The organism is [Empedobacter] haloabium, from assembly GCA_008011715.2.
GTDB classification, from domain to species: Bacteria; Pseudomonadota; Gammaproteobacteria; order Burkholderiales; family Burkholderiaceae_D; genus Rugamonas; species Rugamonas haloabia.
This window is the reverse complement of sequence record CP136508.1, coordinates 3,916,268-3,935,856: the sequence shown is the minus strand read 5'-3', so window position 1 is coordinate 3,935,856 and position 19,589 is coordinate 3,916,268. Positions and strand designations below refer to the sequence as shown.

The window sequence follows — 19,589 nt, the reverse complement described above, 5'->3', positions numbered from 1 at the left end:
ATGCGCGCGCGGCGCCAGGCGCGTGCGCCGGCCGGCCGGCTCCGCGCGCTGGCAGCCATGGCCGGCCTCGCACTGTCCTGCGCCGGCGGTCCGGTCGCGGCCGCGCCGACCGACGAGGAGTTGCTCGGCATCGCCAGGTTGTGGCGCGACGTCGGTTCGCTGCACCCCGCGCTGGCGGGTGGCGAGGTGGCCTGGGATGCGGCGCTGGCCGACGCCATGCCGGCACTGCTCGATGCCAGCACGCCGGCACAACTGGAGCAGGGCGTGCGCCGGCTGATGGCTCCCCTGCACGATCCGGGTGTGCGACTGTGGACCCGGCGCGATGTGTCGTTCGTGCCCTGGCCGGCGGCGGCGCCCTTGATCGAATGGCTGGCGCCTGATACCGCGCTGCTGCACCTGCACGCCGGGCGCGCGCCCGATCCGGCCCGGTGGCGCGCCGCGCTCGACCAGCTTGGTCCGGCGCGGCGCGTCGTTGTCGACCTGCGCGCCGTGGCGTGGGACATGGGGGAAACGGCCGATGCGTTGAGCGCCATGGCCGCCCGCGTCGTCGACGGCCCGCTCGTGCTGCCCGCCGAGCAGTACCGGTTCGCCGCCGGAACAAGACCGCTGGCGGGCACCGGCGGTGGCGCCGCGCTGCACGGCGGCTTGCTGACACTGGAGTCGTCGCGCCTGGTGCCGGTGGCGGGCGCCGCCAGGCGAGCGCTCGCCTTCCTGGTGGACGATGTGGCGGCAGTGCCAGCGGTGGCGCTGGCACTGCAACGGCGCGGCCAGGCAGTACTGCTGGCACCCGCCGGCAGCCGCAGCCGGTGCGGGCCGTCACGCCTGCTGCGCGTGGGGGCGTTGCGCGTCGAGTTCAGCGCCGGCAGCCTGGTCGACTCGGCCGGTCTCGTTCCCTGCAAGGTCGACGGCACGGTGCCGGCCGCGACGGAGAGCGGCATCGGCAGCGCCGCCGTGCGGGCGGCCTATCGGACCCTGTCGCGTCCTTCGCGCCGGGTGGCGGCGGCGCAGCCGGGCGGGCTGCCGCTAGCGGTCGTGCGGCAGGGCCGGGACGGGCCGCGCCTGCCGCCGCCGCAGTGGCGCCAGGCGGCCGCCATCGAATTATGGGCAGCGCTGGACATGGCGCATCCGGCGCGCCGCCTGTTCCCCGGCGATTGGGATGAAGCGCTGCTGCGCTGCCTGAAAGGCATGGCGGCCGCCGACACGGAACTCGCCTATGGCCTGGCGCTGCAGCGCATGGCGGCCGCCGCCGGCGACAGCCATGTGCGGGTGTTCAGCCGCGCCCTCGACACGGCGCGCGGCAGGGCACAACCCGGCGTGCGGCTGGCGCAGGTCGAGGGCCGCATCGCGGTGACCGGCTTCGCCGACGACCCTGCCGCCGCGGCCGGTCTGCTGGCTGGCGACGAGCTGCTGGCCATCGACGGCGTCGGCGTACGTCAGCGGCTCGACGAACTGCTGCCCCAGGTTTCGGCGTCCACCGCGGCCGGCGGCCTGCGCACGGCGCTCGAGTGGCTGACCGCGGGTCCGGAAGGTTCGGTCGCGCTGCTGCGGGTGGCGCGCGAAGGGGCGGTCAGGGAATTCGCCCTGCCGCGCCGGCGCATCGATGACGAGCGGCCGCAGCGACCGGCCGGCGACGCCGTGCGGATCTTGCCGGGCAATGTCGGGTATGTCGATCTCGATCGGCTGGAGCGCTCGGAGGTCGCGTCGATGTTCGACACGATCGGTACGACCAGGGCCGTCATCTTCGACCTGCGTGGCTATCCGCGCCAGACCGCGTGGTCGATCGCGCCGCGCCTGGCCCATGGCGCGGCTGGCGCGTTGCGGCTGTACGAAACCTTCGTCACCGGCGTCGCCGGGGGTGGGCGCATGCGGCTCGAGCGCAGCCAGGGCGTCGACAATTGGCCTGGACCGCGCTACAACGGCAAGGTCGTCGTGCTGATCGATGAACGCACCATGAGCCAGGCCGAGCATACCGCCTTGCTGCTGGAAGCGGCGAGCGCGGTAACGTTCGTCGGCAGCCCCACCGTCGGTGCCGACGGCGACTTGCGTCATGTCGTCCTGCCGGGCAAGGTGACCGTCTCGTTTTCCGGTCTCGAAGTCGTGCATGCCGACGGGCGGCAGTTGCAGCGCGTGGGCTTGCAGCCACACGTGCCCGCGTCGCCCACCTTCGTCGGACTGCGCGCCGGCAGGGACGAAGTGCTGGCGCGCGCGCTGCGGGTGCTGGACGGCGAGTGAGCGCGCCGTGCGCGCCGGCGTTTCGCCCCGCATGGCCGCTTGGGTGGCCGCGCATCCGCGTGTATGATGGCGGCTGGCTCGAGCGGATGTTGCGCGCAGGTGCCGGCACCGGACCGGCTGGCCGGCATTGCTGTCCATTGCGGGACACCGGCGCTCGATCGACCCCATGTACCAGCGATGAGGCATGCATGACGAAAAAGGCTTTGCAGGTGGTGACGGCGCTCCTGGGCCTGGTGCCGTTTGGCACCGGGTTGGTCGGCATGATGGGCTTGAGCGATCCCTTGTACGCATCGCTCGGCATTCCCGACGCGCCTGTCCTCGACAGCAATCTGCGCTTCCTGAGTGGCGTCTGGCTGGGCGTGGGCTGCGCGGTCCTGTGGCTGGTGCCGCGCATCGAATCGCAGGGCATCCTGTTCCGTGTCCTGTGGGGCATGATTTTCCTCGGTGGCGTCGGCCGCGTGCTCTCGATGGGATTCGCGGGTTGGCCGCCGGCGCCTTTCATCGCGTTCACGGCCCTGGAAATCGTTGGGGCGCCGTTGTTCGTCTATTGGCAAGCCCGTGTCGCCGCCCAGGTCTCCGGTGCCGCGTTGAACCGCGGCTATGCCGGTCTGGCGGCTAGACCATGAGCGGGCGTGCGGCGCCTGGCAGCAGGTATGCAATGCGACACCCTGCAGCGATTGCCCTGGCGGCCGTGCTACTTGCGGGTAGTGCAAGCGCGTCCGACACCCGGCCGGCGGACGCGGTGGTGGCAGTCCGTTTCCTCGTGAGTGAACAATTCCCGGAGCGCCTGGTGCAGCCCTTGGTCGAGCCGGCCCAGCGTGCGCTGACACGGCTCAACGGAGTCATCGAAATGAACTCCGTCGCAAGTCCCGGCTGCGTCATGATCGAGCTTCGCTTTGAAGGCGGCGCCACCGAGAAGGATGTCGCGACCGTGAGCAGGCGGATCGAGGAGTTGGCCATCGATGACGAAATCCAGGTGAAGTCCCGCACGGTCGCTCTTGCGACGGCCGCAGGCAACGGCCGGCCCTGATTTCGAGCAGCCGGATCAGTTCCGGCTGGATGTAGTTGTCCGGGATGCGCGCCTGGTCAGGTCGCCGTCTGGATCGTACGGATCAACAGCGTAGCTCCGCCGGGTATTACGCGCCAGGCACCCAAGGGCCTGAGCTGTCCAGCTCGCAGGGCCCATCATTTCATGAAAAGCACTTTTCAATAGCCGGTAGCTGATCTATTATTCAACTCGCAAACGTTTGCGCCCCCAGTTTTTACCCGATAGATGCCCGACAAGCTCCCCACTGAGGCGCTTGCAAGCCAGGAGACGACCATGAATACCGCCCGCACCCGCCTGAAACTGATCGCCGCCGCCGCCCTGCTGTGCGCGCTGCCCGCCGCGCCCGCCATGGCGCAAACCGCCGCCAAACCGAAAGTGGCGCTGGTGATGAAATCCCTGGCCAACGAGTTCTTCCTGACGATGGAAAACGGCGCCAAGGCGCATCAGAAGGCCAACGCCGCCAAGTACGACCTGCTGGCCAACGGGATCAAGGACGAAACGGATACGTCGGCCCAGATCAAGCTGGTCGAGCAGATGATCGTCTCGAAGGTCAATGCGCTGGTGATCGCACCGGCCGATTCGAAGGCGCTGGTGCCGGTGCTGAAGAAGGCGGTGGACGCCGGGGTCATCGTCGTCAATATCGACAACAAGCTGGACGACGCGGCGCTGAAGGAGAAGGGCATCACGGTGCCGTTCGTCGGGCCGGACAACCGCAAGGGCGCCAAGCTGGCCGGCGATTTCCTGGCCAAGCAGCTCAAGGCCGGCGACCAGGTCGGCATCATCGAGGGCGTCTCGACGACGTACAACGCGCAGCAGCGCACCCTGGGCTTCCAGGACGCGATGAAGGCCGCCGGCGCCAAGGTCGTCGGCGTGCAGTCCGGCCAGTGGGAAATTGCCCCGGGCAATACGGTGGCTGCCGCCATGCTGAACGCCAATCCGAAGATCACCGCGTTCCTGTGCGGGAACGACAATATGGCGATCGGCGCCGTCTCCGCCATCAAGGCGGCCGGCAAGCTGGGCAAGGTGAAGGTGATCGGCTACGACAACATCAACGCGATCAAGCCGATGCTGGCCGATGGCCGCGTGCTGGCCACCGTCGACCAGTTCGGCTCGCAGCAGGCCGTGTTCGGCATCGAGACCGTGCTGAAGGCGCTGGCCGAGAAGAAGACCCAGGCCACGCTGGGCGGCCTGGTCGAAACCAAGGTCGCACTGGTCAACAAGGACAGCAAGTAAGCCTCCCGCCGGCGCGGTGACGTCACCGCGCCGGTGCGCATCATTTCCCTCTGTTCCGAGAGTTCCGTATGACCCCAGATCCAAGCGCGGGCGCCGCGCTGCTGACGCTGGCCGGCATCGGCAAGACCTATGTCGAGCCGGTGCTGCGCGACGTGTCGCTGGCCGTGCGCGGCGGCGAAGTGCTGGCCCTGACCGGCGAGAACGGCGCCGGCAAGAGCACGCTGTCGAAAATCATCTGCGGCCTGGAGCCGGCCACGCAGGGTGCCATGCTGCTGGATGGCGCGCCGTACCGGCCGGCCTCCCGTACCGAGGCGGAGGCGCTCGGCATCCGCATGGTGATGCAGGAGCTGAACCTGATTGCGACCCTGTCGGTGGCCGAGAACCTGTACCTGAACCAGCTGCCGCATCGCTTCGGCTGGATCGACCGGGGCCGGCTGGAGCGCGACGCGCGCGCGCAGATGGCCAAGGTCGGCCTGGCCGACATCGATCCGTGGAAGCCGGTCGGGGAGCTGGGCATCGGCCACCAGCAGATGATCGAGATCGCGCGCAACCTGATCGGCGAATGCCGCCTGCTGGTGCTGGACGAGCCGACCGCCATGCTGACCCATCGCGAGGTCGAACTGCTGTTCGCGCAGGTGGCGCGGCTGAAGGCGGCCGGCGTGGCGATCGTCTACATCTCGCACCGCCTGGAAGAACTGAAGCGCGTGGCCGACCGTATCGCCGTGCTGCGTGACGGCGAACTGGTTTGCGACGACGCCATCGGCGATTACAGCAGCGCCGACCTGGTGCGCCTGATGGTGGGCCGCGCGGCCGACGCCGAGATCGACCTGTCCGGTCGCACGCTGGGCGCGCCGCTGCTGCGCGTGCGCGAGCTGGGCCGGCTTGGGGTCGTGCACCCGACCTCGTTCGACCTGCGCGCCGGCGAAATCCTCGGCATCGCCGGGCTGGTCGGCTCGGGCCGCACCGAGCTGCTGCGCCTGATCTTCGGTGCCGACCGGGCCGATTCCGGCCACGTAATCGTCGGGGCGGACGACGCGCCGGCGCGCCTCGACTCGCCCGGGGCCGCCGTCCGCGCCGGCATCGCCATGGTCACCGAGGACCGCAAGGGGCAGGGCCTGCTGCTGCGCCAGTCGATTGCCGTCAACACGACCTTGGCCACGCTGGGCGCGGTCAGCACGGCCGGCTGGATCGACCATGGCGCGGAACACGCGCTGGCCGGCGACTACATCCGCAAGCTGGGTGTGCGCTCGCGCGACGGCCAGCAGGCCGTCGGTGAACTCTCCGGCGGCAACCAGCAGAAGGTCGTGATCGCGCGCTGGCTGCACCGCGACTGCCCGGTGATGCTGTTCGACGAGCCTACCCGCGGCATCGACATCGGCGCCAAGTTCGACATCTACAACGTGCTCGCCGACCTGGCACGCCAGGGCAAGGGACTGGTCATCGTCTCGAGCGACCTGCGCGAACTGATGCTGATCTGCGACCGCATCGCGGTGATGAGCGCGGGCCGCATCGCCGATACCTTCGAGCGCGGCGCCTGGAGCCAGGACCAGCTGCTGGCCGCAGCCTTCAGCGGCTACCTGACGCAGGGCGGTGCCGCCCCTTCCGATCATTCCACCGCCGCGGCCTGACACGCCGCGGGAGAGAACTATGCCTACTACCTACCTGAAACGCGGCATGGCCGACCTGAAGAACTACGCGGGCCTGATCGGCGCGCTGGTACTGATGTGCTGCCTGTTCGCCTACCTGAGCGAGAACTTCCTGACGCTCTCCACCCTCGGCACGCTGGCCAACGACATCCCGACCCTGGTCGTGATGGCGGTCGGCATGACCTTCATCCTGATCGTCGGCGGCATCGACCTGTCGGTCGGTTCCGTGATGGCGCTCGCGGCCTCGTTCCTGTCGATGGCGACGGTGCGCTGGGGCTGGCCGGTCTACCTGGCCAGCCTGCTTGGCCTGCTGGTGGGCGCGCTGTGCGGCCTGGTCACCGGCATGATCTCGGTCCACTGGCGCATCCCGTCGTTCATCGTCTCGCTGGGCGTGCTGGAGATGGCACGCGGCGCCGCCTACCAGGTCACCGATTCGCGCACCGAATACATCGGCAGCGCCGTGGACGGCATCAGCGCGCCGATCTTCCTCGGCATGTCGCCGGCCTTCCTGACCGCCATCGCGGTGACCGTCATCGGCCAGCTGGTGCTGACCAAGACGGTGCTGGGGCGCCAGTGGATCGGCATCGGCACCAACGAGGAAGCGGTGCGCCTGTCCGGCATCAACCCGCGGCCCGCCAAGATCCTGGTGTTCGCCTTGATGGGCCTGTTGTCCGGCCTGGGCGCGTTGTTCCAGGTGTCGCGCCTGGAAGCGGCCGACCCGAACGGCGGTGTCGGCATGGAGCTGCAGGTGATCGCCGCCGTCGTCATCGGCGGCACCAGCCTGATGGGCGGACGCGGCTCCGTCTACGCCACCTTCATCGGCGTGCTGATCATCTCGGTGCTGGAGGCCGGCCTGGCGCAGATCGGCGTCAGCGAGCCGATGAAACGCATCGTCACGGGGCTGGTGATCGTCGCCGCCGTGGTGCTGGACACCTACCGCCGCCGCGGCGAACGCGCCTGACGTGTAACCGAACATGGCAACCATCAAGGAAGTGGCGCAGGCGGCCGGGGTGTCCTACACCACCGTCTCGCATGTGCTGAACGACACCCGCCCGGTCAGCCCGGCCGCGCGCGCGCGCGTGCTGGCCGCCGCCGCGGCGCTGCATTACGTGCCCAGCGCATTGGCGCGCTCGCTGCGCAGCCAGACCACGGGCACGATCGGCATGATCATTCCGAACAACAGCAACCCGTACTTTTCGGAGGTGGCGCGCGGCATCGAGGACACCTGCTGGGCGGCCGGCTACAGCGTCATCCTGTGCAATTCGGACGACGATCCGGCCAAGCAGCGCGACTACCTGAACGTACTGCTGACCAAGCGCTGCGATGGCCTGATCATGGCGGCGCTGGCGCAGACGGACGCCGAACTGCTGCGCCAGCGGCGCGTGCCGGCCGTATTCATCGACCGCGCGCCGGAAGGGCTGGAGTACGACGTGGTCGGCGTCGACAACCTGGCCGGCGGCGAGTTGGCCGGCCAGCACCTGCTGGCGCTGGGCCGCGCACGCATCGGCTGCATCGGCGGCCCGCGCGAGCTCGAAGTGTCCGAGCAGCGGATCGCCGGCCTGCGCCGCGCACTGGGCGGCACGCTCGACGACAGCCTGTGCGAGACGGCCGATTTCAGCAGCGCCGGCGGTTACGCGGCGGCCTTGCGCCTGCTGGCGCGGCCGGCCGGCCAGCGTCCCGACGCGCTGTTCTGCTGTAACGACATGATGGCGATCGGCGCGCTGCGCGCCGCCGCCGAACTGGGCATCGCGGTGCCGGCCGAGCTGGCCGTGGTGGGCTTCGACGATATCGACCTGGCCCAGTTCGTCCATCCGCCCCTGAGCAGCGTGTCGCAGGGCACGCGCGCGCTGGGCAACATCACGGCGACCTGCCTGCTCGAACGCATCGCCACGCCGGAGCAGCCGCCGCAGCGGCGCCGCATCGTCCCCGTGCTCAACGTGCGCGGCTCCAGCGTGGCCGGCGCCCACCCATCCTCGACTACTTCACCAGGAACCAAGCCATGATCGTCGTCATCGGCAGCATCAATATGGACCTCGTCCTGCGCGTGCCGCGCATGCCCCTGCCGGGCGAGACGCTGAGCGGCGGCGCCTTCCGCACCATCCCGGGCGGGAAGGGCGCCAACCAGGCCGTGGCCTGCGCCCGCCTCGGCCGCAGCGCAGTGGCAATGATCGGCTGCGTCGGCGACGATGCGTTCGGCGCGACCTTGCGCGCGGCGCTGGCCGCGGACGGCATCGACGTCGACCACGTCAGCGTGCTGCCGGGCGTGGCGACCGGCGTCGCCTCGATCCTGGTCGATGCGGACGGCCAGAACAGCATCGTCATCGCCGGCGGTGCCAACGACCAGCTGACCCCGGCGCACATCGATGCCGCGCTGCCGCTGCTGGCGCGCGCCAGCATCGTCGTGCTGCAGCTTGAAACGCCACTGGACACGGTGCGCCACGCGATCGCCACGGCCTACGGCATGGGCAAGACGGTGGTGCTCAATCCGGCGCCGGCCGCGCGCCTGCCGGCGGGCCTGCTGGCCCAGGTGGACTACCTGGTGCCGAACGAGATCGAAGCCGCCATGCTGCTCGGTGCCGCCGCGTCCGACGACCATGCGGGCAGCGCCGCCGCCCTCCGGGCCATGGGCTGCCGCAACGTGCTGGTCACGCTGGGCGCGCAGGGCGTGCACGCGGCGCTGGCGGACGGCAGCCGCGACTGCCCCGCGCGCGCCGTCACGGCGGTCGATACCACGGCCGCCGGCGACACCTTCATCGGTGGCTTCGTCGCCGCGCTGGCGGGCGGCGCCGATCCCGCCAGCGCCATCGACCTGGGCCAGCGCGCCGCCGCCATCGGCGTCACGCGCCACGGCGCCCAGACTTCCATCCCTTACCTGAACGAGCTGGAACCCACATGAAAAAAGGCCCTGTCCTGAATATCGCGCTGTCGCGGCTGATCGCCTCGCTGGGCCATGGCGACATGGTCGTCATCGGCGATGCCGGCCTGCCCGTGCCCCCTGGCGTGCCGGTGATCGACCTGGCGTTGACGCATGGCGTGCCAGGCTTCCTGCAGACCTTGACCACGGTGCTGGCCGAGATGCAGGTCGAGCGTCACGTGCTGGCCGACGAGTTGGCCGCCAAGAATATGAAGGTGGCCGCGGGGATCGCCGCGCTTGGCCTGCCGGGACGCGACAGCGTGCCGCACGACGAGTTCAAGCGCCTCACCGCAAGCGCGCGTGCCATCGTGCGCACCGGCGAATGCACGCCGTACGCCAACATCATCCTGGTGGCGGGCGTGGTGTTCTGACCGTAAACCAGGGCGGCTGTCATCACACCGTCATGCCCCGGCCCTAGACTGCACGGTCCGTGAACTACCAATCGTGACCATGCAACAGCCGACACTGCGCACATCGTCCATCATCCTCTCCGCCATTGTCGCCATGACGCTTGCCGCCTGCGGCGGCGACGGGCCGGCCGGTTCGGAGCCGGTCGCCGTTCCCACGCTGATCGGCTTCGCCAGCCTGCCGGCCGACTCCTATGTCGATGGCCCCACCAGCGGCAACTACATCAGCGGCGCCGACTACACCAGCGCCACCGCGACCTACGGCTACACGCTGCCGTTCGCCAACAAGCAGCCGATGCAGGGCTTCTCGGCGCTGGCCAACGGTCCGGCCGCCGGCTGCTTCTACGTCATGCAGGACAATGGCTTCGGCAGCAAGCCGGCCTCGCCGAACGCGCTGCTGCACGTGTACGCGATGAAGCCCGATTGGGTGTCCGGCAAGGTCTCGCCGGCGAACTTCACCACTTGCGACAACCTGGCCGGCTTCGATGCGAACAGCCATATGCGCCTGCGCGACCCGGACCGCAAACTGGGCTTCGCCATCGTGGCCGATGGCGCCAACTACCCGGGCACCACGCAGTCCGGCGCGGTACTGCCGGTGGACCCGGCGATCAAGGCGGGCCGCCTGCTGACGGGCGGTGACCTCGACCTGGAATCGATGGTCATCGACGCCGACGGCAATTTCTGGTTCGGCGACGAGTTCGGCCCCTTCCTCGTCAAGACCGACCGCACCGGCAAGGTACTGGCCAAGGCCGTGCCGCTGCCGAACACGCTCAAACTGGGCGGCAATCCGTTCATTCAATCGCCGAGCAATCCCACCCTGGGCAGCGCCGCGCCGAACCTGCCCAACTCCGGCGGCTTCGAGAGCATGACGATCAACCCGGCCCGTACGCGTATCTACACGCTGCTGGAAAAGGACCTGAGCACCGATACCGATCCGCAGCGCCGCATCCTGAACGTGTTCGACATCGCCAGCAACGCCTACCTGCCGGTCGCGTATTCGTATCGCGTGGATGCGGGCAGCTACGTCAATGCCGCCGGCGCCACGGTGCCGGAGATCTTCAGCGTCAACGACATGACGGCCATCAACGATCACGAATTCCTGGTCGTCGAGAAGGACCGCGGCGCTGGCGACGCCCGTGCCGGCTTCCCGGCCAGCGGCGCCGACCGGGTCGCGGCCAGGGTCAAGAAGGTCTACAAGATCGACCTGAACAAGGTCGATGCGAACGGCTACCTGGTCAAGGAACTGGTGGTGGACCTGATGCGCATCGCCGACCCGCGCAAGCTGGGCGGCGCCGCCACCATCGACGGCATCTTCACGTTCCCGATGGAGTGCGTGGAAGCGGTGCGCATCGTCGATCGCTCCACGCTGATGCTTGTCAACGACAACAACTACCCGGGCGGCTCCGGCTCGCGCAAGCGCAACCGGCCGGATGACGACGAGTTCATCCTGGTGCGCTTGCCGGCGCCGCTGAACGTGCAGTAAGGCCGTTCAGCCTGCGGCCACGTGAGTTGTCCGTGCGCGGATGACCGGGATATTTGGCGAGAATTTCCCTGGGGTCGGCATGCTATGCTTTATTTTTCACTGAGTAAGGTAGGTATGCCGATCCATCGAACCTGGCGCGTCGGGAGCGCCGCCATCGCACTGGCCTTCAACGCCGGCGCGGCAAGCGCGCAAGGCGTGGACGTCGCGAAGTTGATCCCCGATGCTGCCGAGGTGGTGAGCGCAAGGATCGCCCTGACGCCATCGGGCGTCTTCTACAGGAAAGCGCCAACGGAAACGACCTTGCTGGCATCCGGCTGCCATGTCAGCGAAGACCCTGGGCGGATCGCCGCGCTGCTCGATGTCTTGAAGAGCAACCTGCAAAGCGACGATGGCGACGTCACCCGCTTCGTTCTGCGCAACGGCGTGTTCCTCAAGTTGCGCAACGGCGCCACGGTCAGATTCACCTTCGGTGGTGCCGAACATCGGAACAACCGCATCCACGGTTGGGCCGATAATGGCAAACCGTCCGACAGCATGTACTTTTTCTCGCAAGCTGGTTTGCTGCCAGCCCTGGAACGATGGGCGGGGCACGAGCTGGTCGAGAAGAAGGACGGGCAGTGGTGCTTGGCCAACAGGTAGTCGAGTCTACCGCTGGCCATCGAGACCCCTGGTATCAGGCACCCATGACGAACGGCACATGCGCCGCATCCGCGGCATCCCTACACTGGCGAAGCCGTGCGGCCGGAACGTCCGGTCGCGGCGCACGTGAAAGGACATCATGCATCGCTACGCCAAGGGCGCCCTCGCGCTCGTACTCACTCTCTCGACATCGGCCGCGCTGGCGCAGGCCTACGGCGGCATCGCCACCGGCTCGCGCGGCTCGCAGCACTGGCGGGACCCCGTCAGCGGCGTATCGGTCGGCCCGTCGGAGCGCAAGTCGCCCGTCATCGTGCATGCCGGCTGGCGCATCGACGAGCACTGGGCTGTGGAAGCGGGCCACGCGCGCCTGATGGATGCCGACTTCGCCCATGACGGCAGGTCGTCGTCGGCCGAATCGGGCGCCAGCTACGTGGCGGCGCGTTGGCGCCGGCCCTTGAGCGAGTCGGTCGCCTGGTATGCCAAGGCCGGCGTCGCGCGCAATACGCTGGAAGTGACGGAGACGGGCAATGCGACCGAGAAGGCGCACAAGGTCAGACCGATGGCGGCGCTGGGTGTCGAGTATGCGTTCACGCCGCACGTGGCGGCCACCGCCGAAGTGGCCAGCTACGGCAAGGTGGCCACGCGCCGCTCGCACATGTCGCACTCGCTGCTGCAGCTGGGCCTGCGCTTCGATTACTGATGGGGCAGGGGCATCAGATCAGTTCCAGCTCGATGCCCCGCAACACCGCGCGCACGCGGTCGCGCACGCCCAGTTTCGACAAGACGCTCGACACGTGATTCTTGACGGTCCCCTCGCTGGAGCCCACGTGCGCGGCGATCTCGCCGTTCGACAGGCCAGCCGCCATCAGCGCCAGGATCTCCGTTTCGCGTGCCGTCAGCACGGCACGCGTCGCTTCGCCCGGCTGGGCGCGGCGGAACGAGGCGCGCGTGCGTTCCGTCAGCACCGGCCGGAACAGGGTCTGCCCGGCCGCCACGGCGCGGATGCCGTCCGCCAGCCGCTCCAGCGAAATATCCTTCAGCAGGAAGCCACGTGCGCCGGCCTGCATCGCATCGAACAGCGCCGCGTCGTCGTCGAACGTGGTCAGCACGATCGTCGGCGGCAGCGGCAAGGGTGGCGCGCGCAGCAGTTCGATGCCGCCGCAGCCGGGCATGCGCGCGTCCAGCAACAGCACGTCCACCTCATGCCGGGCCAGCAGGCGTGACGCGTCGGTGCCGTCCGCGCCCTCGGCCACCACGCGGATGTCTTCGGTCAGGTCGAGCAGGCCGCGGATGCCGCTGCGTACCAGGGTCTGGTCGTCGATCAAGGCAACGCGTATCATGCCGCGCTCCCGCGGTGCGGCACGGTCATCACGACCGCCAGCCCCGGGCTGCGCGCTTCGAGCTGCAGCGCTCCACCCAGTTCGGCCAGCCGTTCGCGCATGCCGCGCAAGCCATTGCCTTCGACAAGAGCGGACCCGCCCTGGCCGTCGTCCGTGATACGCGCCAGCGTGCGGCTGTCGTCGTGCAGCAGCTCCACCGTCAGGCGGCTGGCGCAGGCGTGGCGCAGCGCGTTGGTGATCGCCTCCTGCATGCAGCAGTACAGCGCATGCGCCACCGGCGCCGGCTGGCGTGCCGCGGCCGGCTCGATATGCAAGCTGGCCGGCAGCGTCGGCAGGCCGGCGCACAGCGCGCGCAGTGCCTCCGCCAGGTCGATCGATTGGTCGTGCCGCGTGTGCGAGACCACGCTGCGCACCTGCGCCAGCAGGTCGGCGCTGACGGCGCGCGCCGTCGCCAGTGCGGGCGCGCCGGTGCCGGCCTGGCGCGTAGCCAGGTCCAGGTGCAGGTTCAGCGCCGTCAGGTGGTGGCCGATGCTGTCGTGCAGGTCGCGCGCGATGCGCAGGCGTTCGGCGCCGCGCACCGTTTCGCCCAGCAGCGCCTGGGTCGCCAGCACCTGCGCGTGCGCGTGCGCCAGCGTCGCGCGCAGGCGGTGTTCACGCTGCACCAGGCGGCCGATCAGGAAGGCGGCCGCCAGCACGGTGCGCTCGGCCGACAGGTAGGCCAGCAGCGCCCATTGCGGCGGCGTGTGCTCGCGGCCGGCCAGGTCCAGCACCAGCGCGGTGTCCACCAGCACGCCCAGCAGGTACTGCGCGGCCAGCCATGCCAGGCCGGCACGCCACGGCAGCAGCATCGCCAGCTGCACCGCCAGCACCACGTGCAAGGGCAGGGCGTCGAGCACCGTTACGCAGGCCAGCTGGAGCGCCAGCGCCATCGTGCGGCGCCTGGCCCGCGCCCGGCAGGCCACGGCCACGGCGGCCGTCATCGCCAGCACCGCGAGCAGCTTGCCAAGCGTGTAGGTTTGGAACACTGCCTGGATGCGGGCCGGCTCCGGGCTGCCGATCGTCAGCGGTGGCACGACCGTGATGGTGGCCAGGCCGATGGGGTTGTGCAGCGGGGTCTGGCCGGGACCGGCGGCCAGGATGGCGGCGATGTGCAGGAGGGCGAACAGCGCCGCGATCGCGGTGGCGATGATCCACGGCGGCATGCGGCGCACGCGCAGGTCGGTCACGAGTCGGTACATGGGCAAGGCTTTCGTTGGCGGAACGGCATTGTATGCCGCGCGCGGCCCGGCTTGGGAGTGCTGGAAGTCATGCGGAGGAAGCCCGAGGGACAGACTCGCAGAAGCGGGCCTGTCCCCGATGCTTCAAGGAGTGCGGGCTTTTTCCAGCTCGGCCGCCATCTGCTGGCGCAGCAGGTACTTCTGGATCTTGCCGGTGACGGTCATCGGGAACGCCTCGACGAAGCGGATGTAGCGGGGGATCTTGTAGTGCGCGATCTGGCCATTGCAGAACGCGCGGATCGCTGCTTCGTCGGCCACGTGGCCGGGCCGCACGACGATGCAGGCGCACAGCTCCTCGCCGTATTTTTGGTCCGGCACGCCGACGCACTGCACGTCCAGCACCATCGGATGCCGGTACAGGAATTCCTCCACTTCGCGCGGATAGATGTTCTCGCCGCCGCGGATCACCATGTCCTTCGAGCGGCCGACGATGGTCGCGAAGCCGTCCGCGTCGATCACGGCCAGGTCGCCCGTGTGCATCCAGCCGGCAGGATCGATCGCTTCGCGCGTCTTTTCCTCGTCGCCCCAGTAGCCCAGCATGACGGAGTAGCCGCGCGTCAGCAGCTCGCCCGTGGCGCCGCGCGGCACGATGCGCCCGTCCGCATCGACGATCTTCACTTCCAGGTGGGGATGCACGCGGCCGATCGTGGTGACGCGCAGCAGCACCGGATCGTCCACCGAGCTCTGGAAGCTGACCGGCGACGTTTCCGTCATGCCGTAGGCGATCGTGATCTCCTTCATGTGCATGCGTTCGATGACGCGGCTCATCACCTCGGCCGGGCAGGGCGAGCCGGCCATGATCCCGGTGCGCAGGGTCGCCAGGTCGTACTGGCCGAAGTCGGCATGGTCCAGCAGTGCGATGAACATCGTCGGCACGCCGTGCAGGCCGGTGCAGCGCTCCGCCTGCACCGTCGCCAGCACCGCCTTTGGCTCGAAGCCTTCGCCCGGGAACACCATCGTGGCGCCATGCGTCACGCAAGCGAGGTTGCCCAGCACCATGCCGAAACAGTGGTACAGCGGCACCGGGATGCACAGGCGGTCGCGCGGCGTCAGGCGCATCGCCTCGCCGACGAAGAAGCCATTGTTCAGGATGTTGTGGTGGGTCAGCGTGGCGCCCTTCGGCGCGCCGGTGGTGCCGGAGGTGAACTGGATATTGACGGCGTCGTCGAATTGCAACTCGTCATCCAGCGCGCGCAGGCGCTCCAGCAAGGCGGCCTCCGGCGCGGCCAGCAGGGTGTCGAAGTTGCGCATGCCGGGCGTGCTGCCCGCGCCCAGCCGGATCACGTGGCGCAGTGCCGGCAACTTCGCGCTGCGTACCATGCCGTCACGCGCGGCAGCGAGCTCCGGCACCACATCGCGCACCATCGCCAGGTAGTCGCTCGACTTGAACGACGGGGCCAGGACCAGGGCGCTGCACTGCACCTTGTCCAGTACGTACTCCAGCTCGGCGCGGCGGTAGGCCGGGTTGATGTTGACGAGGATCAGGCCCGCCCTGGCCGTGGCGAACTGCACCAGCACCCATTCGGCGCAGTTCTGCGACCAGATGCCGATCCGCTCGCCCGGCCGCAGGCCCAGCGCCAGCAGGTTGGCCGCCAGCGCCGTCACGCGGGCGTCGAACTCGCGGTAGGTCCAGCGGATACCCTGGTGCGGCACCACCAGGGCCTCGTTGTCGGCGTGGCGCGCGGCCACGTCGGCCAGATGGCGGCCGATGGTCGCGCCGATCAGCGGCACGTCGTGGGCGCCATGGACGTAACTGGATTGCTGCATGCTGTCTCCTGTGTCTTGTTATTCATTGCTGAATTGTTTCAGCACCGTCAAGCCTAGCACTCCTGGGCGCACAGGCCAAGGCTGCACGGTTGAGCAGCCCAATGCGCCGATTCCAGGCTGGAAGGCGTACCCAGAATCGCAATGGCAGTCGTTGGATTTCATAATTGAAACCCACGCCCGATGTAAGCAAAATGCAACACGGCCCGCTACGGCACCAGCATAAAACTTTACAATGGTGCAACTCGGAGTGAGGGGAGACAACCATGCTGAGAACGCATCGCATCGCGCTGCTTTTCAATGCCAATAAAATATTCGACCGCGAAGTCATCACGGGGATCGCCGGCTACCTGGCCAGCACGCGTACCGCGTGGGACCTGTTCCTGGAAGAGGATTTTCGCGCCCGCCTGTCCGGCATCGACCAGTGGCAGGGCGACGGCATCATCGCCGACTTCGACAATCCTGCCGTGGCCGACGCGCTGGCCGCCTGCCGCGTGCCCGTGGTGGCGGTGGGCGGCTCTTATGAGAGCGCTACCGACTACCCGCCCGGCGTACCGTACGTAGCTACCGACAATTTCAAGCTGATCAAGCTAGCCTACGACCACCTGATCGAGGCCGGCCTGCGCAACCTGGCCCTGTTCAGCCTGCCCGAAGCGCAGGAAAACCGCTGGGCGCAGGAACGCGAAAAAGCCTTCTGCCGCCTGATGAAGCGCGACAAGCTGGAACCGGAGGTCTACCGTGGCCAGTGCACCAGCGCGCCGCTGTGGAACGAGGCAGTGGAGCAGCAGATCGCCTGGTTGCACAGCCTGCCCAAACCCGTCGGCATCATCGCCGTCACCGACGCCCGCGCGCGCCAGCTGCTGCAGGCCTGCGCCCTGGCCGGCATCGAGGTGCCGGAACAGGTTGCGCTGATCGGCATCGACAACGACCCGCTGGCGCGCATGCTGACGCGCATCCCGATGAGTTCCGTGATCCAGGGCGCCGAGGAGATGGGGCGCACGGCGGCCCACCTGCTGGACCAGATGCTGCACGGGGTGCGCCTGGCCGACACCCGCATCCTGGTGCCGCCGGCCGGCATCAACGTGCTGGCCTCCAGCAAGCACGAACGCGCCAAGCATCCGCACGTGATGCGGGCACGCCATTTCATCCGCCAGTACGCCTGCCAGGGCATCAAGACGGACCAGGTGGCCGACTACGTGGGCATCTCGCGCTCCACCCTGGAATGCTACTTCCGCCAGGAGCTGGGCTGCAGCGTGCACGACGAGATCCTGCGCCTGCGCCTGGAAGCGGCCATCGCCTACCTCGACCGGGGCGACTGCAACCTGACCGACGTGGCCATCAAATGCGGCTTCACGTCCAGCCAGTACATGCATTCGGTCTTCAAGCGCGAACTGGGCTGCACCCCGCGCGCCTGGCAGGAGCGCGCCCGCGGCGGCGCGCCGGCACTGGGGCTGCCCACGTTGGGCATCCCCGATCTCCAAGCCTGAAAGCGCAGGTATGAACTTCAAATCCGCACCGACCGTTCCCATGCCCTGCACCGAGGCCCAGCTGTTCACCTTGCGTAACGCCTACGGCATGCGCGTCACCGTCAGCGAACGGGGCGCCGCGCTGGTGTCGTGGTGGGCGCCGGACCGCTACGGCCGCATGGCCGACGTGCTGCTCGGCTATCCGAGCGACGCCCAGTACCGCCACAATCGGTCGTACTTCGGCGCCATCATCGGGCGCTGGGCCAACCGCATCGCGCACGGCCGCTTCATGCTGGACGGCCGGCCCGTGCAGGCGGACGTCAACGACCGCGGCAACCACCTGCACGGCGGCGATACCGGCTTCCACTGCGCCCACTGGCGCGGCGTGCTGGCGCACGGCGGCCTGACCTTGCGCCATGTGTCGCCGGACGGGCAGGGCGGCTTTCCCGGCAACGTCGAGGTGCAGGTGTTCTATCAGCTCGACGACGACGGCTGCCTGTCGATCGAATACCAGGCCACGTCGGACGCACCGACGCCGCTGAACCTGACGTCGCACCCGTATTTCAACCTGAACGGCGGCGTCGGCGACGTGGGCGACCACATGCTGCAGATCGACGCCGATTACTACCTGCAGGTGGATCCGGCCGGCATCCCGGTCGGCCGCGTCGCCGTCGGGGGGACGCCGTTCGACTTCCGCCAGCCGGCGGCGATCGGCCCGCGCCTGCGCTGGCCGGATGCGCAGATCCACCTGGCCGGTGGCTTCGATCATTGCTATTGCCTGTCCGACGGCGCGCCCGGCGGCGCCCAGGCGCTGCGCACCGTCGCGCGCGTGTACGACCCCGGCTCCGGGCGCCAGCTGCAGGTGGCGACGACCGAGGCGGGACTGCAGTTCTACAGCGGCAACTGCCTGGAAGGCGTGCAGGGACGCAGCCGCCAGCCATATGCCCGCCACGACGGCTTCTGCCTGGAGGCGGGCGCCTATCCCGACCAGCTCAACGGCCAGTTCGCGGCCGCCGTGATCCTGCGCCCCGGCCAGGTGTACCGGCAGACCACCGTGTACCGGCTGTCGCTGCAATGCTGAATAACCAACCCAAGAGGAGACAAGCATGAAAAGAATCATGGCGGCCGCCGTCGCGGCATCGATGTTGTTGCTGGCCAGCGGCACGGCCAGCGCCGACGCGAAAAACCCGAAAATCGGGTTCTCGATCGACGACCTGCGGCTGGAGCGCTGGGCGCGCGACCGCGACTATTTCGTGGCGGCCGCGACCCAGTTGGGTGCCAAGGTGTTCGTGCAGTCGGCCGACGGCAACGAGCAAAAACAGATCTCGCAGGTCGAGAACCTGATCGCGCGCGGCGTCGACGCGATCGTCATCGTGCCCTACAACGCGACCGTTCTTGGTAACGCTATCAAGGAAGCCAAGAAAGCGGGCATCAAGGTGATTTCGTATGACCGGCTGATCCTGAACGCCGACCTGGACGCCTACATCTCGTTCGACAACAAGGCGGTGGGCGAGATGCAGGCGCGCGCGCTGGTGGAGCGGGTACCGAAGGGGAACTACTACCTGCTGGGCGGCGCGCCGACCGACAACAATGCCAAGATCCTGCGCGAAGGCCAGATGGCCGTGCTGCAGCCGCTGGTGGACAAGGGCGCCATCAAGATCGTCGGCAAGCAGTGGGTCAAGGACTGGAGTCCGAGCGAGGCGCTGGCGATCGTGGAGAATGCGCTGACGGCGAACGGCAACAAGATCGACGCCGTGGTGGCTTCCAACGATGGCACGGCTGGCGGCGCGATCCAGGCGCTGGGCGCGCAGAAACTTGCCGGCAAGGTCGCGGTGTCCGGCCAGGATGCCGATCTGGCCGCGGTGCGCCGCGTGGTGGCCGGGACCCAGTCGATGACGGTGTACAAGCCGCTGAAGGCCATCGCCAGCGAGGCCGCCAAGCTGTCGGTGCAGCTGGTGCGCAAGGAGAAACCGGCGTTCAATTCGCAGTACGACAATGGCTTCAAGAAGGTCGACTCGCTGCTGCTGAAACCGACCGCGCTGACCAAGGACAATGTCGACCTGCTGGTCAAGGACGGCTTCTACACCAGCGCGCAGCTCGCCGGCAAGTAAGAAGCACCGGGGTCGGGCACCTGATCGCG

General features: G+C 68.6%; 18 protein-coding genes. 15 read left to right on the top strand and 3 right to left on the bottom strand.

The annotated features are described in order from the left end of the window. From E7V67_017085 to E7V67_017030, 12 genes are all read left to right on the top strand, one after another. Positions 1 to 2,232, top strand: coding sequence for a S41 family peptidase (locus E7V67_017085; protein WUR11426.1), 2,232 nt, complete (start codon positions 1 to 3; stop codon positions 2,230 to 2,232). Between the two features lie 188 nt (positions 2,233 to 2,420). Continuing rightward, positions 2,421 to 2,858, top strand: coding sequence for a DUF4345 domain-containing protein (locus tag E7V67_017080; protein ID WUR11425.1), 438 nt, complete (start codon positions 2,421 to 2,423; stop codon positions 2,856 to 2,858). A 32-nt stretch (positions 2,859 to 2,890) separates the two neighbouring features. Next, on the top strand, positions 2,891 to 3,262 hold the full coding sequence (locus E7V67_017075; protein ID WUR11424.1) for a hypothetical protein: 372 nt from the start codon (positions 2,891 to 2,893) through the stop codon (positions 3,260 to 3,262). 291 nt (positions 3,263 to 3,553) lie between these two features. Next, the gene (locus E7V67_017070) at positions 3,554 to 4,513 is read left to right on the top strand and encodes a sugar ABC transporter substrate-binding protein (GenBank protein WUR11423.1); all 960 of its coding nucleotides are present in this window, start codon (positions 3,554 to 3,556) and stop codon (positions 4,511 to 4,513) included. A gap of 68 nt (positions 4,514 to 4,581) precedes the next feature. Further along, positions 4,582 to 6,141: a sugar ABC transporter ATP-binding protein gene (locus tag E7V67_017065; GenBank protein WUR11422.1), complete on the top strand. Its 1,560-nt coding sequence runs from the start codon at positions 4,582 to 4,584 to the stop codon at positions 6,139 to 6,141. Between the two features lie 19 nt (positions 6,142 to 6,160). After that, positions 6,161 to 7,120 (top strand): ABC transporter permease, encoded by a 960-nt coding sequence (locus E7V67_017060; protein WUR11421.1) that lies wholly within the window; start codon positions 6,161 to 6,163, stop codon positions 7,118 to 7,120. A 13-nt stretch (positions 7,121 to 7,133) separates the two neighbouring features. Then, positions 7,134 to 8,162: a LacI family DNA-binding transcriptional regulator gene (locus tag E7V67_017055; GenBank protein WUR11420.1), complete on the top strand. Its 1,029-nt coding sequence runs from the start codon at positions 7,134 to 7,136 to the stop codon at positions 8,160 to 8,162. After that, positions 8,159 to 9,055 carry a ribokinase gene (gene rbsK, locus E7V67_017050; GenBank protein ID WUR11419.1) on the top strand — a complete coding sequence of 299 codons (897 nt, stop codon included), beginning with the start codon at positions 8,159 to 8,161 and terminating at the stop codon, positions 9,053 to 9,055. Before E7V67_017055 ends, rbsK begins: the two co-directional genes overlap by 4 nt. Next, on the top strand, positions 9,052 to 9,444 hold the full coding sequence (gene rbsD, locus E7V67_017045; GenBank protein WUR11418.1) for a D-ribose pyranase: 393 nt from the start codon (positions 9,052 to 9,054) through the stop codon (positions 9,442 to 9,444). The genes rbsK and rbsD overlap by 4 nt, the downstream gene beginning before the upstream one ends. Positions 9,445 to 9,523: 79 nt before the next feature. After that, positions 9,524 to 10,963, top strand: coding sequence for an esterase-like activity of phytase family protein (locus E7V67_017040; protein WUR11417.1), 1,440 nt, complete (start codon positions 9,524 to 9,526; stop codon positions 10,961 to 10,963). A gap of 114 nt (positions 10,964 to 11,077) precedes the next feature. Then, positions 11,078 to 11,602 (top strand): hypothetical protein, encoded by a 525-nt coding sequence (locus E7V67_017035; GenBank protein WUR11416.1) that lies wholly within the window; start codon positions 11,078 to 11,080, stop codon positions 11,600 to 11,602. Positions 11,603 to 11,741: 139 nt separating this feature from the next. After that, positions 11,742 to 12,302, top strand: coding sequence for an outer membrane beta-barrel protein (locus E7V67_017030; protein WUR11415.1), 561 nt, complete (start codon positions 11,742 to 11,744; stop codon positions 12,300 to 12,302). 13 nt (positions 12,303 to 12,315) lie between these two features. Here the strand turns inward: E7V67_017030 and E7V67_017025 are convergent, their stop codons facing one another. From E7V67_017025 to E7V67_017015, 3 genes are all read right to left on the bottom strand, one after another. Then, the gene (locus E7V67_017025) at positions 12,316 to 12,942 is read right to left on the bottom strand and encodes a response regulator transcription factor (protein ID WUR11414.1); all 627 of its coding nucleotides are present in this window, start codon (positions 12,940 to 12,942) and stop codon (positions 12,316 to 12,318) included. Continuing rightward, entirely contained in the window at positions 12,939 to 14,180 is a 1,242-nt protein-coding gene (locus E7V67_017020) for a histidine kinase (GenBank protein ID WUR11413.1), read from the bottom strand. Before E7V67_017020 ends, E7V67_017025 begins: the two co-directional genes overlap by 4 nt. A gap of 123 nt (positions 14,181 to 14,303) precedes the next feature. Further along, the gene (locus E7V67_017015) at positions 14,304 to 15,986 is read right to left on the bottom strand and encodes an AMP-binding protein (protein ID WUR11412.1); all 1,683 of its coding nucleotides are present in this window, start codon (positions 15,984 to 15,986) and stop codon (positions 14,304 to 14,306) included. Between the two features lie 263 nt (positions 15,987 to 16,249). Between E7V67_017015 and E7V67_017010 the strand changes: the two genes are divergently transcribed. From E7V67_017010 to xylF, 3 genes are read left to right on the top strand one after another with little or no spacing between them, the layout of a single operon-like run. Further along, a complete protein-coding gene (locus E7V67_017010) occupies positions 16,250 to 17,470 on the top strand; it encodes a DNA-binding transcriptional regulator (protein WUR11411.1) in 1,221 nt (406 codons plus the stop codon). 10 nt (positions 17,471 to 17,480) lie between these two features. Beyond that, positions 17,481 to 18,530 carry an aldose epimerase family protein gene (locus E7V67_017005; GenBank protein ID WUR11410.1) on the top strand — a complete coding sequence of 350 codons (1,050 nt, stop codon included), beginning with the start codon at positions 17,481 to 17,483 and terminating at the stop codon, positions 18,528 to 18,530. Positions 18,531 to 18,555: 25 nt separating this feature from the next. After that, positions 18,556 to 19,560 (top strand): D-xylose ABC transporter substrate-binding protein, encoded by a 1,005-nt coding sequence (gene xylF / locus E7V67_017000; protein ID WUR11409.1) that lies wholly within the window; start codon positions 18,556 to 18,558, stop codon positions 19,558 to 19,560. Positions 19,561 to 19,589: the final 29 nt, after the last annotated feature.